General features: G+C 69.2%; 12 protein-coding genes. 2 read left to right on the forward strand and 10 right to left on the reverse strand.

Features of this window, described 5'->3' with window-relative positions; genetic code table 11:
• Positions 1-18 precede the first annotated feature (18 nt).
• The gene (locus JOD67_RS32320) at positions 19-1113 is read right to left on the reverse strand and encodes a calcium:cation antiporter (protein ID WP_307782632.1); all 1095 of its coding nucleotides are present in this window, start codon (positions 1111-1113) and stop codon (positions 19-21) included.
• Between the two features lie 129 nt (positions 1114-1242).
• Between JOD67_RS32320 and JOD67_RS32325 the strand changes: the two genes are divergently transcribed.
• Positions 1243-1968 carry an LLM class flavin-dependent oxidoreductase gene (locus JOD67_RS32325; protein ID WP_205121482.1) on the forward strand — a complete coding sequence of 242 codons (726 nt, stop codon included), beginning with the start codon at positions 1243-1245 and terminating at the stop codon, positions 1966-1968.
• 226 nt (positions 1969-2194) lie between these two features.
• Here the strand turns inward: JOD67_RS32325 and JOD67_RS32330 are convergent, their stop codons facing one another.
• Genes JOD67_RS32330 through JOD67_RS32345 form a run of 4 tightly spaced genes read right to left on the reverse strand, consistent with a single transcriptional unit; the run spans position 2195 to position 5506 of the window.
• Positions 2195-2764, reverse strand: coding sequence for a dihydrofolate reductase family protein (locus JOD67_RS32330; RefSeq protein ID WP_205121483.1), 570 nt, complete (start codon positions 2762-2764; stop codon positions 2195-2197).
• Positions 2761-3564 carry a DUF899 family protein gene (locus JOD67_RS32335; protein WP_205121484.1) on the reverse strand — a complete coding sequence of 268 codons (804 nt, stop codon included), beginning with the start codon at positions 3562-3564 and terminating at the stop codon, positions 2761-2763. Before JOD67_RS32335 ends, JOD67_RS32330 begins: the two co-directional genes overlap by 4 nt.
• Positions 3561-5138 (reverse strand): MFS transporter, encoded by a 1578-nt coding sequence (locus JOD67_RS32340; RefSeq protein WP_205121485.1) that lies wholly within the window; start codon positions 5136-5138, stop codon positions 3561-3563. The genes JOD67_RS32335 and JOD67_RS32340 overlap by 4 nt, the downstream gene beginning before the upstream one ends.
• The gene (locus JOD67_RS32345) at positions 5135-5506 is read right to left on the reverse strand and encodes a VOC family protein (RefSeq protein ID WP_205121486.1); all 372 of its coding nucleotides are present in this window, start codon (positions 5504-5506) and stop codon (positions 5135-5137) included. The genes JOD67_RS32340 and JOD67_RS32345 overlap by 4 nt, the downstream gene beginning before the upstream one ends.
• An 86-nt stretch (positions 5507-5592) precedes the next feature.
• Between JOD67_RS32345 and JOD67_RS32350 the strand changes: the two genes are divergently transcribed.
• Positions 5593-8280 carry a helix-turn-helix transcriptional regulator gene (locus JOD67_RS32350; protein ID WP_205121487.1) on the forward strand — a complete coding sequence of 896 codons (2688 nt, stop codon included), beginning with the start codon at positions 5593-5595 and terminating at the stop codon, positions 8278-8280.
• On the opposite strand, the gene JOD67_RS32355 is transcribed toward JOD67_RS32350, so the two are convergent.
• From JOD67_RS32355 to JOD67_RS32375, 5 genes are all read right to left on the reverse strand, one after another.
• On the reverse strand, positions 8255-8776 hold the full coding sequence (locus JOD67_RS32355) for an alpha/beta fold hydrolase (protein WP_205121488.1): 522 nt from the start codon (positions 8774-8776) through the stop codon (positions 8255-8257). The two genes, JOD67_RS32350 and JOD67_RS32355, sit on opposite strands and share 26 nt — an antisense overlap.
• A gap of 63 nt (positions 8777-8839) precedes the next feature.
• Positions 8840-10465, reverse strand: coding sequence for an alkaline phosphatase D family protein (locus tag JOD67_RS32360; protein ID WP_205121489.1), 1626 nt, complete (start codon positions 10463-10465; stop codon positions 8840-8842).
• 27 nt (positions 10466-10492) lie between these two features.
• Entirely contained in the window at positions 10493-12520 is a 2028-nt protein-coding gene (locus JOD67_RS32365; RefSeq protein ID WP_205121490.1) for a right-handed parallel beta-helix repeat-containing protein, read from the reverse strand.
• A gap of 32 nt (positions 12521-12552) precedes the next feature.
• Entirely contained in the window at positions 12553-13179 is a 627-nt protein-coding gene (locus tag JOD67_RS32370) for a hypothetical protein (RefSeq protein ID WP_205121491.1), read from the reverse strand.
• 140 nt (positions 13180-13319) lie between these two features.
• Complete coding sequence (locus JOD67_RS32375) at positions 13320-14060, reverse strand: SDR family oxidoreductase (protein WP_205121492.1); 741 nt, start codon at positions 14058-14060, stop codon at positions 13320-13322.
• Positions 14061-14077 lie beyond the last annotated feature (17 nt).

Below are 14077 nucleotides of genomic sequence, written 5' to 3' on the forward strand. Positions count from 1 at the left end.
CCCCACATCCCGCCTGACCTAAGGATTGATCGCGAGGAACAGGAACGCGGCCAGCAGCACGAGGTGCACGCTGCCCTGCAGCCTGGTGGCACGGCCGGGGACGACGGTGAGGACGCTGACCACGACGGTGAGGCCGAGCAGGACCATCTGCAGGGGCCCGAGCCCGAGGACGAGCGGGCCCTCCATCCAGATCGAGGCGATCGCGATCGCCGGGATCGTGAGGCCGATGCTGGCGATCGCCGAGCCGTACCCGAGGTTGAGGCTGGTCTGAACCCGGTTCTTCAAGGCGGCCCGCCCCGCCGCGAGCGTCTCCGGCAGCAGCACGAGCAGCGCGATCACGACGCCGACGAACGAGGGCGGGAAGCCCACCGCTTCGACGCCGGACTCGATCGCGGGCGACTCGACCTTCGCCAACCCGACCACGGCCAGAAGCGCGACGAGGAGGAGCCCGAGGCTGATCAACGTCGTCCGCCCGCTGGGTGGCTCGGCGTGCGCCTCCTCCTCGACGGTGCCGTCGGCCGTGACCGGAAGGAAGAAGTCGCGGTGCCGGACGGTCTGGGTGAGCACGAAGACCGCGTACAACGCCAGCGACGCGAGCGCGGCGAAGATGAGCTGGGGCGAGGAGAACTCCGGCCCAGGCTGGCTCGTTGTGAACGTCGGCAGCACCAGGCTCATCGTCGCCAGCGTGGCCACCGTGGCGAGCGCTGCCCCGCTGCCCTCGCTGTTGAACAGCGTCATGCCGTACTTGCGTCCGCCCAGCAGTAAGGAGAGTCCGACGATCCCGTTCGTGGTGATCATCACCGCCGCGAAGACGGTGTCGCGGGCGAGGGACGCGGTCTCGGGTCCGCCGGAGGCCATCATCGTGACGATCAGCGCGACCTCGATGACGGTGACGGCGACCGCCAGCACGAGGGAGCCGTACGGTTCACCCACTCGGAGCGCCACGATCTCGGCGTGATGCACCGCGGCGAGGACCGTACCGCCGAGCACGAGCGCCACCACCGCGACCACCGGCGGGGCGAGCTCCCTGCCGCGCCCCCAGGTGATCGCGAGCAGGACAAGGGCGAGCAGCGGCACAACTGTGGTCCAGGACACACGACGCAGGCGGTTCACCCTTCCACCCTGGCATATGGCACCAATTCCTTCTTGGCACCAGGCTGGTCTGTACGTGCATGACCGCCTCGATGAAGCACAGCATCTTCCTGCCCACCGGCTTCGGCCAGGAGTTCGCGCGCGTTCCCGATGCGGCGCATCCGGCTGGGTCAGCTCGTCACCGGCAACGGCTACCGCAACCCCGCCTTGCAGGCGAAAATAGCTTCCACCGTGGACGTTCTGTCCCACGGGCGCCTCACGTTCGGCATCGGCGCGGGCTGGTACGAGCCGGACTACGTCGGGTACGGCTACGAGTTCGGCACCGCCGGCGGGCGGCTCCGGCAGCTCGGCGAGGCGGTGCAGATCATCCGCTCGATGTGGACCGAGGAGAAGACCTCGTTCGAAGGTTCCTACTACCGCGTTCAGGATGTGGTCAACCAGCCCAAGGGTGTGCAGTCACCGCACATCCCACTGCTGATCGCGGGCGGCGGTGAGAAGGTCACGCTCAAGCTCGTCGCCCAGTACGCCGACGCCTGCAACGTGATGGCCTCGCCGGAGGTGATCGCCCACAAGTACGCGATCCTCGCCGAGCACTGCGCGAACGTCGGCCGCGACGACGCCACGATCCACCGCACCGCGACGACGGTCTGCATCATCCGCGACACCGACGCCGAGGCACGCGCCTCGCTTCCGCCCGGCCTCGAGTTCGCCTACCCCGGTGACCTCGTGTCGTACCTGCTCATCGGGACCGTCGACACGGTCCGCGAACGGCTCGCCGCGTACGAGGCGGCGGGGGTCCAGGAGCTCGTGATCGGGTTCGAAGACCCCACCGACGCCACGCTGGTCCGTTCGTTCGCCGAGGCGTTTCTGCCTTGACCTCGATCTTTCGTCCAGCGGTGGGTTCGACCGGTCCGGCCCGCCCCGCCCTGGGGCCAATGATCATGTTTACATGATCATTGGCCGCTTTACGTGGGGTGGACGCCAGGTAGAGGGATCACTGGCCGGGTAAGGCGACCGCGACGCTTGGGGCCGCGCGCCATCGCGCTACGCGCGCGATGACCGACGCTACCTTGAGAGACATGGCCTTAGGCGTAAGGGATCCTCAACCGTGCAGGGTGGGCCGGTAGGTGAGCTCCTGGGTGTGGCCGTCGAGCGTCCGCTGCTCGAGCAGTTCGAGGTCGAAGTCGGCCGCACCGGCGAAGATCGGGTCGATCCCGGTCTGCCCCGTGATCACCGGGAAGATCGTCACCTGCACGCGGTCGACCAGCCCGGCGGCCATCAGCGACCGGTTCATCGACACGCTGCCGTGCGAGCGCAGCGGTACGTCGGACTCCTTCTTGAGCTGGGCGACGATGTCGACGGCGTCACCGTTCACGAGGGTCAGGTCCGGCCAGTCGATCGGCCCCTGCAGGGTCCTCGACACCACGGTCGTGGGCAGGTTCCGCATCCGGGTGTTCACCGCGTCGGTCACCAGGGCGGGATCGGTCTCGGCCATCATCCGAAAGGTGTTGGCCCCGAAGACCAGCCGCTGCTCCTCGTTGTACTGAGCGAGCCGGCGGTCGAGGAACTCCGGGCCCGCCTTGCCCCAGTAGCCGCCCCAGTCGCCGTTCTCGTTGTACGAGCCGAAGCCGTCGAGGCTGCAGAGGATGTCGAATGTGTACGTCGCGGTCATGACGAGCTCCTCAAGTCTTCTTGATCGTGGTGCAGTTCGCAGGGGCAGGCGGTCCAGCCTTCGGGCAGCGGGCCGAGGTCGTCGTCACGGCCTTCCTCGATGCGGGAGACCTGGGCGATGGGGCGTCCCTTCCCATTGACGCGGAACTGGCCGCCGCCGGCGGGCCAGCCCTGCGGCCAACCCTCGGGCGAGTCCTCCCAGGCCTCCTGCCGGCCGTACACGGTCCGGTCCAGTAGCGCGTACGACGGGTCCATCGCCTCGTCGCCCCGGGCGGTCGTCCACCAGGTCTCGAAGACACGGTCTCCGTCGCGGAGATAGGCCGCGAGGATGCCGAAATGCGGGACCAGCTTCGCCACCGACTCCGGCGGCACCGAGTACCAAGGAGCCGGGTAGCCCATGAACTCCCGATACCGCGACGCCTCCTCGTACGGGCCCTCGCAGAAGACCGCGTAGCTCACGTCACGGGAGTGCAGATAGTTCAACTCGGTCACGTTCGAGGAGTTGAACGTGCACCCCTCGCACTGCTCCGCAGCCGGCCTACCGGGATGCCACATGTGGTAGTACGCCACCAACAGCGTCCGGCCCTCGAAGACATCGACCAACGACACCGCGCCGTTCGCTCCGACCAACGGCGTCGAAGCGTCGACCTCCACCATCGGCAACCGACGCCGAGCCGCGGCGATCGCGTCACCCTCGCGGGTGTGAGCCTTCTCCCGTACCTGCAACCGATCGAGCTCGGCCTGGAACGTCGCCCGATCCACAACCGGAGGACGGGACGCATCGGCGGGGCGAATGGTCATGCGGTGACCTTCTCTCGTTCATCGGTGGACTCGGTGGACACAGTGGCGGCGTCCACGCCGCCTTGCGAGTTCCGTACGTGCCGGAACGCGCGGATGGTGAGCACGGCGAGAACGGCGTAGACGATCGCGCTCACGATGCCCACCACGTGCAGCCCGGAGGTGAACGCGTCACGGGCCGAGGCCAGCAGGGCGCCGGCCTGCTCGGCGGGCAGCTGACCAGCGGCCGCGACCGCGCGGTCGATGCTCTCCCGCGCCGCGTCGGCGGCCTCGCGAGGGAGCGCGCCGAGCGTGCCGTCCACGTTGTTCCGATACACCGCGGTCCCGAGCGTGGCCAGGGTGGCGATGCCGAGCCCGAGGCCGAACTCGGCGCTGGTCTGCACGATCGACGCCCCGGAGCCGGCCTTCTCCGCCGGCACGGCGCTCATCGCGAGGTGGTTGCAGAGCGCGGCCAGCGGTGCGGTGCCGAGCATGACGACGCACATCGCGACGAAGATCGGCACGGGCCCCGATGTCGAGTCGGCCAGCGTGAACATCACGTACCCGACGCCCGCGACGGTCAGGCCGCCCGCGATCAGGTACGCCGGACGAATGCGGTTCGCCACCGCTGGCGTGGTCAGGTTGCCGATGATCATCACCACGTTCGGCACCAACAGCAGCATGCCCGCGGCGAGTGGCGAGAGGTTGACGACGTTCTGCAGGTACAGCGTGACCAGCAACATGGTGGCCGCACCGACCAGCGCGGTCATGAACATCAGGGTCAGCGCGGAGCTGAACGTACGGTTGCCGAACATCCGCAGGTCCAGCAGCGGGTGCTCGAGGCGCCGCTGCCGCCGCACGAACACGAGCGCTGCCGCGAGGCCGAACGCCAACGCCACGGCCGGGAACCACTCGAACCCGTTGCGGGCCAGCTGCTTGAGCCCGTACACGAACGGCAGGATCGCCGCGAGCGACAGCACGACACTGACCGGATCCAGCTTGCCCACCGAAGGCGCACGGTAGTCGGGGAGCAGGAACGGCCCGAACACCAGCAGCAGCACGATCCCCGGCACGGACACCAGGAACACCGACCCCCACCAGAAGTACTCGAGCAACACCCCACCGACCAGCGGGCCGAGCGTCGCACCGCTCATGAAGCAGGCCAGATAGATCGCGAGCGCACGGCCGCGTTGCCTGGAGTCGGTGAACATGCCGGTGACCAGCGCCAGCACCGACGGCGTCACCGCGGCACCCGCCACGCCGAGCAGCGCCCGGCTGGCGATGAGCAGCTCCGGACTGGTGGAGAACGCCGCCGCAACCGAGGCGACGCCGAACGCCGCTGCGCCAATGAGCAAAAGCCGCTTCCGGCCGATCCGGTCGCCGAGGGTGCCCATGGTGACCAGCAGGCCGGCGATCAGGAAACCGTAGATGTCCACGATCCACAGCTGCTGGATGCCGCTCGGCGCGAGGTCGGCGGTGAGCCGCGGAACGGCCAGGTACAGCACGGAGAAGTCCATCGTGACGAGGAACGTGGGCACGCCGAGTACGGCCAGCCCCAGCCATTCCCGCCACCCCGCTCGGGGACTAGCAGTACTCATGATCTGATCCCGTCAGTAGGAGAAGCTTGGAGGCCGATCACATGACCTTCGGGATCGGCGAACTGGCCCAGCTCGAGGTTGGTGCCCGGCACGGTGTCCGGGCCGAAGATCCGCCGGCCGCCCAACTCCTCGGCGCGGTCCAGGGCTGCCCCGACATCGGGCACCTCGACGTACACCGTGACGTGCCGGCTGCCGCCGTCACCGGAGCCGATTCCTCCGGTAATGCCGTCCGGCCCACCCGGCCGCACCACGCCGTAGCCGGCAGGGCCGCCGGGCTCGATCCTCCAGCCGAACAACTGGGCGTAGTAGGCGTGTAACGCCGCGGCGTTGCCGCCGACGATCTCGAAGTGCACGACCGGGTGGGACATGCCTCGACGCTAGGGAGATCGCGCGGACGAGGAATCCGCATCGATATCAGTACTCGCGGGACCGCTACGCAGATAGTGTCGCCGTCATGCTTCGTGGCCGGCAGGCTGAATGTGCCGCCATCGACGCCCTCCTGGAACAGATCCGGCGCGCGGTAGGTGGCGTGCTGGTGTTGCGCGGGGAGCCCGGGATCGGCAAGACCGCCCTGTTGGAGTACGCGCTGGAAAGCGAGGACGTACGGGTGCTGCGGTGCGCGGGCTACGAGTCGGAGAGTCAGGTGCCGTTCGCCGGACTGCACCAGGCGCTCCGGCCGGTCCTCGACCAGCTGCCGGCGTTGGCCGAGCCGCAGCGGCGGGCGTTGTCGGGGGCGTTCGGTCTCGGCGAGGCGGCCCTCGACCGGTTCATGATCGGCGCCGCGGTGTTGTCGCTGCTGGCCGAGGCGGCAGAACAGTCGCCGCTGCTGGTGCTGGTCGACGACGCGCACTGGCTCGACCGGGCGTCGTTGGACGCGTGGATGTTCGCCGCGCGCAGGCTGGAGCACGAGGCGGTCGGCGTCCTGATCGCCACCCGGAACGAACCCGGCGCACCAGATGCGGCGGGGCTCCCGGAGCTCGAGCTCGCCGGCCTCCCGGCCGACGAGGCCGCGCTGCTGCTCGACGATCTCGGCGTCGCGGGAGTCGCCCGTTCGGAGTTGGTCGCGTCGACCGAGGGCAACCCGTTGGCGTTGCGCGAGCTGGCTGCCGCCGGTCCGATGTCGTACGACGGGCCGGTGCCGCTGACCGATCGGCTGCGGCAGGCGTTCGGGCGTCAGCTCGAGGCCCTCCCGTCCGGTACGCGCAGGTTCCTGACCCTCGCGGCGGCCGACGACACCGGTGACCTCGCGACCATCCACCGAGCGGCTCCGGCGGTCGGTACGTCGATCGCCGACCTGAGCGCTGCCGAGTCCGCCGGGCTGGTCCGGGTCACGCAGGGCGCGCTGATCTTCCGGCACCCGCTGCTGCGTTCCGCCGCGTACCACGGTGGGTCGCTGGCCGATCGGCTCGAGTCGCACCGCGTCCTGGCCGCAGTGACGGGCGACGAGGACAGGCGAGCGTGGCATCTGGCCGCGGCGACGATCGGACCCAACGACGCGATCGCGGACGCGCTGGAGCAGGCGGGCAGGCGAGCGACGGCCCGAGGTGCCCACGGTGCGGCGTCGTCGGCCTGGGCCAGGGCCGCTGAGTTGTCGACCGACGCGGACGAGTCCGTTCGTCGCCTGACCGACGCCGCGGAGGCCGCGGTCACGGCGGGCCGGGTCGAATGGGCCAACGTCACAGCGCTGCAGACGCTCCCGACGACCGGCGACGAACTGCAGCGCGCACGGCTGCTCGAGATCGCCGGCCGGGCCGAGTTCGTGGCCCGCGACCTGCACGGAGCCCACGCCCACCTCCTGTCGGCCAGCGACGCGATGGCGGCACGTGACCCGGAACGTGCGTTCTGGCTGGGCCTCACCGCCGTCCACACCGTCTGGTCGATGCCCACCGACCCCGTCCTGCTCGTCTCGACGGTGGATCACCTTGCCGCGTTGACGCCGCCGGGGTCGGCGTTGGATGCCGTTGCCTGGTTGGCGAAATGGGCCGCGCTGGCAGCCACCGGCAGCGACCGGAGCGACCACCCCGACCTGGATCCGCTGATCGCGCGAGCAGCCGAGGTCGCGAGGGAACGTGGACCGCACGCACTGGTCGAGGTGATGAGCTTCGCGGTGATGGTGAACCGGGACCAGACCGCGGCGGACATCGCAGCCGAGCTCATCCGAGACGCCCGGCAACGTGGTGCTGTCGCGGTCCTTCCCTCGGCACTCGCCCAGTTGAGCCTGTGCCAGGTCGTCCTCGGAAGGTATCGGGACGCGCTCATCAGCGGCACCGAGGCGGTCACGCTGGGGCGCGACACCGGTCAGGAGTTGTGGGCGGCGTACGCGAGCTCCGCGTTGGCGTACCTGGCGGCGATCCAGGGTGACGAGGCGCGTTGCCTCGAGCTCGCCGGCCTCGGTCCGGGTACGCCGGGCGACGAGCGTGCGACCGGCACCCAGGCTCGCGCCGCCCTCGGCCTCCTCGAGCTCGGGCTCGGCCGGATCGCCGAGGCCTACGAGCAACTCGCCGGAGTGCAGCGTGGACCCGTCCGGCACCTGTCCTCGGTCCAGCGCAGCGTGCCCGACTTCGTCGAGGCCGCGGTCCGGATGGGCCGGGCGAACGAGGCCGCCGAGGCGATGCGGCGATGCGCGACCTGGGCGGTGGTGATGGACGAACCGTGGACCGACGCGTTGGTGTTGCGGTGTCAAGCCCTGCTTGCGGCCGACGACTCGGCGGAGGACCTGTACGTCGCGGCATTGGCAGCTCACCCGCTCGACGAACGGCCCTTCGATCGCGCCCGGACCACCTTGCTGTACGGCGAATGGCTGCGCCGCGCCCGCCGCAAGGCCGACGCCAGGCACCAACTCCTCAACGCTCGCGAGGTGTTCGAAGGGATCGACGCGAGACCGTGGGCCGATCGCGCCGCCGGCGAGCTCGCCGCGGTCGACGGATCGACCCGCCTCCGTACGACGTCGGCCGATGCCGGCGGGCTGACGCCACAGGAGCTGCAGATCGCCGAGCTCGCGGCCTCCGGGATGGCCAACCGCGACATCGCGGCGCAGCTCTTCCTCAGCCCGCGCACGGTGGCGTACCACCTGTACAAGGCCTACCCGAAGCTCGGCATCCGCTCCCGCGCCGAGCTCACCGACGTCCTGGTTCCCCGATGACGGTCGCCACGAACGAAGCCAACGCCGCACCGATCTCGTGCGGCGAGTCCTCCGGGAGGAAGTGGATGCCCGGGACCGTCACCTCCTGGTGGTGAGGCCAGGTACGACAGAACGCGCGAGCTCGATCCGTGGCCACCGCGGCGATCTGCTCGGGATGGCGGGCGATGCGGTCGAACGCGATCGCCGAGCCCCAGTCGTGCGCGACGAGCACGACGTCGCGCGTGGCATCGACCGCCTCGAACCAGGCGTCGAGGTACGCGATGTGGTCGGCGAGGGTGTACCCGCCGCGCGGCGATGGCGACGAGTCGCCCATGCCGACGAGGTCCGGCGCGAGGACGCGGTTCGTCGACGCGAGGTACGGAATCACGTTGCGCCACAGGTAGGACGAGGTCGGATTGCCGTGCAGGAAGACCACGGGCCCGCCCGTACCGACCTCGACGTAGCTGACCTCGGCGTCCAGTGCCCCGACGCGTCGCCGGGGATGCGGATCGCTCATGGCCGGCAGGCTACGGGGCCAAGGTGTCCTCCGGATGACGCGACCGAGGATCCGACCGGGCGACTACAGGTCGATCGAGGCGAGTTCGGTCAACTGGGGCTGGTCGTCCTCGTCCGCGCTCGCCGTCTCCCACCGCGCCGAGGCCGAGCGACCGTTCAGCTCGAGCGTCGCGAGCGCGTTCTCGAACCGTGGCCCGGACTCCAGCGACCAGTCCAGGTGCGGCGACGGTACGCGTGCCGACCAGGCGAGGCCACGACCGATCAACTTGGCCAGCCCGATCGCCGCGAACCCGCTGAGGAAGCGCACGGCCCGAGCCAGCGGGTTGCGGATCGGCGAGCACACCAGCTGCCAGATCCGGCTGTTCGCCGTCGACTCGCTGGGGAAGGATGCCCTTGCGGCGTAGGAGAAATGCACATCCCCGGACAGGAACGTCACCGTCGCGGGACTGTCCGGAGCGGTCGCCGCGTCGGTCACGAGGTCGGCCAGCCGATCGAACGAGCTGCCGAACGCTGCCCAGTGCTCCAAGTCGACACTCTGCCGTACGGACTCGCCGAACCGCGTCAGGTTCCGGCCCCAGTGCCCTTCGGCGACGGCCTCGTTCCAGGACTCGATGTGGTGCAGGCCGACCGGCAGCAGGTACGGCAGCGAGGTCCCGATCAGCAGATGGTCCTTGCCTCCTGAGGAGTGGACCTTGTCGGCGAGCCAGCTCCACTCGTTCTCGTCCAGCATGCTGCGCCGCTTGGGCGTCAGCTCGCGCGCGCACCGGGAGTCGACCATCACCAACCGCACCCGGCCGAAGTCGCGCGTGTAGCTCCACCGGTTGCTGGTCGGGTTCCGGTCGGCCTCGTACGCGAACTCGTCCAGGACGTGCCCGATGTCCCCGTCGCCCCGGCGCAGCGCGTTGTACACCTCGTCTTCCGCGCGTTCGGCCGGCGAGAGGTTGCCGAGGTGTTGGTACAGCCAGTACGTCCCGAGCCCGCCGGTCACGCGCTTGCGCCACCAGGGCTTGCGTGCCATCTGCTGCCGCCAGACGCGCGAGGTGTTCCAGTCGTCGCGGATGTCGTGGTCGTCGAAGATCATCGCGGACGGGACCGTCGAGAGCAGCCAGCGGATCCACTGCTCGGAGAACGCGAGCCGGTAGAGCTCGGTGTACTCCTCGAAGTCCGCGATCTCCATGCCTGGTGGCTCATTGACGTTCCGGCGCGCCTTGAGGAAGTCCTGCATCGGCTGCGAGGTCGCGTCCGCGTAGACCTGGTCGCCGAGGAGGAGAACGGCAGTCGGCCAGTCCTCCTCCGGCGCGGTCGCGAGCCGGCGTGCGTACGCCCGCAGCACGTCGAACCCGTACGTCCGGTTGTGCCTGGCGTCGTGCGGAACGCTCCGCCGGCACGACCCGAACACCAGCCGCAACCGGTCCGACGCGGGATCGAGCGTGCGGATCGTCGATGCGGGCATCGTCGAGCCGGGCTCGGGCCAGACCTGCTCGCCGTTCAGCGCCATCGTGTACGGGACGTTGGTGCCTAGCGTCAGGCCGGTGAGTTCGACGAGCGCGTAGTGGTGGCCGTGCACGGTGAACGTCGGCGTCTCGGTGTCGAGCACCCGCACCGTGCACGACTCACTGGTCTCCACCCAGACCGCGGCGGTCGTCTCGTCGACGTACCGCAGCAGCGGGCCCATCACGATCGAGCTCACCGGTGGGACTCTAGCCCCGCCGCACGCTTAAGGGCGCACTTCCACCTCGGCGAGCTGGAGGACGTAGCCCTCGCTGGTGAGCTGGAGCCCGTCGGTCCGGTCGGTGATGATCCTGACCTGGTCGGTGGTGTCGGAGAACCCCCAGCTGTACGTCTGAGGCGTGCTCGGCGACCCGCCGCCGGTGACCGTCTTGCGGGTCAGCCACTGGGCACCGTCCCAGACCTGGATGTGGAAGTGCTGCGGGAATCCACGGCCCACGGTGCCGGGATCGTTGCGCGGGTAGAGCACGACCGACGAGAACGTACGACGGGCGGCGAACCGCACCGCCACCCACTCCTCGTGCTGGTTGAAGTTCCCCAACGCGCTGGAGAATCCGCCCGACTCCTGGGGAATGCTGTTGCGCGAACCGTCCACCAGGTGGGGCCGGTGGAACGAGCAGCACTCCACGGAGCTGGACGACGTGACCCTGGCGTTGAAGGCGTGGTTGACCGGGCCGGGCGCGACGCCCGGGCCGTTGTACGCGCCGCGGTTCGGGGCGCCGGAGCCGACGGGGTTGCCCCAGTAGTCGCGGTCGCCGAGGACGCCGGTGTTCGTACCACTACCCAACGCGGGCGACCCGGTGGCGAGCTTGTAACCGTCGACCGTGTCCCGACCGAGGTACCCGGACCCGGGCGCGACGAGCAGCGGATCGGCCGTCGACCGATGTCCGCCGACCGGCTCGCTCGCGTGGTGCTTGCCGTAGAAGGTGTTGTAGTCGAAGACGGTGTCGGGCAGCGGCAGGTAGCTGTTGTTGCCAAGGGTGTAGAAGATGTTGTTGTAGACGTACGCCCGGCCGAACGCCGGCTCGCCGGAGTAGCGGCGCATCACCGCCGCGGTCGATCCGGGCCCGAGGTAGATCGTGTTGTTGTTGATGTCGGGACGGTCCGGTCCCTTGGGGTAGTCGCCGCAGAGGGTGATGACGCCCCGCTTGTCGTTCTGCGAGATGTTGAACCGGACGCGCGCGTCGTCGATGTCGACGCCCTGGTCGGCGATCTCGCACAGCAGCACGAACCCGCCGAGGTTGTTGTGGCTGTAGTTGTACTGCACGTACGTCGATCGGCTGCCCAGGTCGATGTCGTACCCCTGGCCGTCGTTGACCGCGATGTCGTTGTAGACCTCGTTGAACTGGATCAGCGTGTTGGTGGCGATGGCGCTCCAGATGCCGGCGGACGCGGTGTTCCAGTAGCCGGTGTGGTCGGAGTCGCGGTTGTGCGCGCGGCCGCCGCTGTTGGAGACGACGTTGTGCTGGACCACAGTGTTGGACGTGATGAAGTTGAGGATGCCGTCGCCGCCGGAGTCGTCGACCGTGTTGTTCTGGATGACGACGTCGTTCGTGTGTGGCAACGACTGCCAGAACGCGGCGTTGCCGGTCTGGATGGCAGGTCCGACGAAGATGCCGATCCGGTCGACGGTGCGGATGGTGTTGTTCTCGATACGGACGCCGTTCCAGTACGAGCCGTTCATGTCGGAGACGACCGCGATGCCGCCGTTCTGGCCGTAGAAGCCCGACTGGTAGCCGCGCACGTCGTGGATGGTGTTGCCCGCGATCGTGATGCCGTCGAGCCGGCCACCGCCGTTGTTGTGCGCCTTGATGCCGACCAGCGTCTCCCTCGCTCCGTCGCTTCGGTTGTTGGTCACCTCGAGGTTGCGGACCTCCCAGTACGGCTGGTTCAGCAGTTGGACCGTGCCCTGGATGTCGCCGCCGCCATGGATCAGCGGCTTGGGACCGTCGCCGTACCTGTCGATCCGGATCCGCGCGGCGCTGGTCCCCGAGCCCTTCGGCCAGAGCTGGCCGTTCCAGACCGCGCCGGCCTTCAGCAGCAGGGCGTCGCCGGGTTGGAACGTCGTCGCATTGGCCTTCTGCAGCGAGCGCCAAGGCGTGCTCGGCGAGGTGCCGTTGTTCGTGTCGTTGCCGTTGGTGGCGTCGAGGTAGTACGTCGCCGGCGCCGCGTTCGCGGGAGGTGCTGCCAGCATCCATGCCGTTGCCGCGAGGAGCAAGGCGAGAACAGCGGCCATTCGCCTCATCGTCGACTCCATTCTCGTGGGCGTCACTGGAGGGGGATCCGGTCGAGGACCTCGTGGTCGATGTCAACCTCGGCTTGCCGGACCCAGGCTTGGATCAGTGCTCGGTACTCCTGGTCGAGCCAGAGCGCGTGGATCCGTTCCTTGTTCTGCTCGAAGTCCGTCAAGTGCGTCTTGACGGACTCGTGGAACGCGCGGAGGTCGGCCTCGGCGGGGCGCAGCTCACGGGCCGCGAGGCGCTCCTTGAGCGCGACGACCTCGGTGTCGAAGCGGTAGCCGAAGTAGTAGTCGGGCTCGAGCTCGGTGGGGCCGTATACCGCTTCCCCCTTGTGGAGTGCGGCTTTCCGCCTCGCGTTCTCCTTCTCCGCGCCGCCGAGGTAGCTGCTGTAGTCCGCGGTCTGGATGACGCCTTCGCGCAGCATCCTGGCCTGCTGCACCTTGATCTCCACGATCCGGCGCAGCGCCTGGTCCGCGGAGATCGCGCCCCTCGAACGGCGCAGCTCGCGCTGCAGCTCGCCCACAACGACAGGGAGTCCGTCGACGGTAGCCACGCGAATGTCAGGCGAGGTCACCGCGCTACTGGAGGGGGAACAGGCGGCGGCCAGCACGAGCGTGGTGACCACGGCCGCCAGCGCGAGCAGGGTGCGCCCCATGACCCCTCCGATGTTGGAACGTTTCAATCGTTCACCGGTCCGCACCGGCTGCTCGGAGCATGAGTTGGCGACGGCGGCGCGTCAAGGTCTGTTCGGCTGGCCGTCGGTAGGTGGCAGCTTGCTGCCGTTCGCTTGCTGGGCTAGATGATCCCGCCGTTGGCGTACAGGATCTGGCCGTTGACCCAGCGGCCCGGGCCGGCGAGGAACGCGACGACTTCGGCGATGTCGTCGGGGGTGCCGAGACGCTCGAGCGGCGGCGCCTTCGCGAGGTTGTCGATGTCGGCCTGGTCCTTGCCGTCGAGGAACAGCTTCGTCGCGGTCGGGCCGGGCGCCACGGCATTGACGGTGATGTCCCGCCCGCGGAGCTCGCGGGCGAGGATGAGCGTCATCGCGTTCACCGCGCCCTTGCTCGCCGCGTAGGCGGCGTAGCCGGGGAACTGCAGCTTCGACACCGAGGTGGAGAAGTTGACGATCGCGCCGCCGTTCCGGACGCGCCGGGCCGCCTGCTGGGAGACGACGAACGTCCCGCGGATGTTGGTGCGGTGCATGCGGTCCAGGTCGTCGAGGTCGAACGTCGCCAGCGGGCCGAGCACCATGAGACCGGCGGTGTTGACGACGACGTCGATGCCGCCGAACGCCTGCTCTGTCTGGTCGAACGCGGCGGCCATCTCGTTCTCGTCGGCGACGTCTCCGCCGACCGCGATGGCCCTGCCGCCGGCTGCCTCGATCGCCTGGACGGTCTCCTCGGCCCTCGTCTGGTTGCCGGCGTAGTGCACGGCGACTCGCTGGCCGTCTTGGGCGAGGCATTCGGCGACGGCTCGGCCGATGCCACCGGATCCGCCGGTGACGAGGGCGACGCGGGCATGCGTGGTCTCGGTCATGGTGAGTTTCTCCTTGT

Source organism: Tenggerimyces flavus, from assembly GCF_016907715.1.
Lineage (GTDB): Bacteria > Actinomycetota > Actinomycetes > Propionibacteriales > Actinopolymorphaceae > Tenggerimyces > Tenggerimyces flavus.

Bases quoted from the DNA above. Each gene is read 5' to 3' on its own strand.
- JOD67_RS32370 (WP_205121491.1), bottom strand. From the start codon at position 13,179: ATGGGGCGCACCCTGCTCGCGCTGGCGGCCGTGGTCACCACGCTCGTG.
- JOD67_RS32365 (WP_205121490.1), bottom strand. From the start codon at position 12,520: ATGGCCGCTGTTCTCGCCTTGCTCCTCGCGGCAACGGCATGGATGCTG.
- JOD67_RS32375 (WP_205121492.1), bottom strand. From the start codon at position 14,060: ATGACCGAGACCACGCATGCCCGCGTCGCCCTCGTCACCGGCGGATCC.
- JOD67_RS32355 (WP_205121488.1), bottom strand. From the start codon at position 8,776: ATGAGCGATCCGCATCCCCGGCGACGCGTCGGGGCACTGGACGCCGAG.
- JOD67_RS32345 (WP_205121486.1), bottom strand. From the start codon at position 5,506: ATGTCCCACCCGGTCGTGCACTTCGAGATCGTCGGCGGCAACGCCGCG.
- JOD67_RS32330 (WP_205121483.1), bottom strand. From the start codon at position 2,764: ATGACCGCGACGTACACATTCGACATCCTCTGCAGCCTCGACGGCTTC.
- JOD67_RS32325 (WP_205121482.1), top strand. From the start codon at position 1,243: ATGCGGCGCATCCGGCTGGGTCAGCTCGTCACCGGCAACGGCTACCGC.
- JOD67_RS32340 (WP_205121485.1), bottom strand. From the start codon at position 5,138: ATGAGTACTGCTAGTCCCCGAGCGGGGTGGCGGGAATGGCTGGGGCTG.
- JOD67_RS32350 (WP_205121487.1), top strand. From the start codon at position 5,593: ATGCTTCGTGGCCGGCAGGCTGAATGTGCCGCCATCGACGCCCTCCTG.
- JOD67_RS32335 (WP_205121484.1), bottom strand. From the start codon at position 3,564: ATGACCATTCGCCCCGCCGATGCGTCCCGTCCTCCGGTTGTGGATCGG.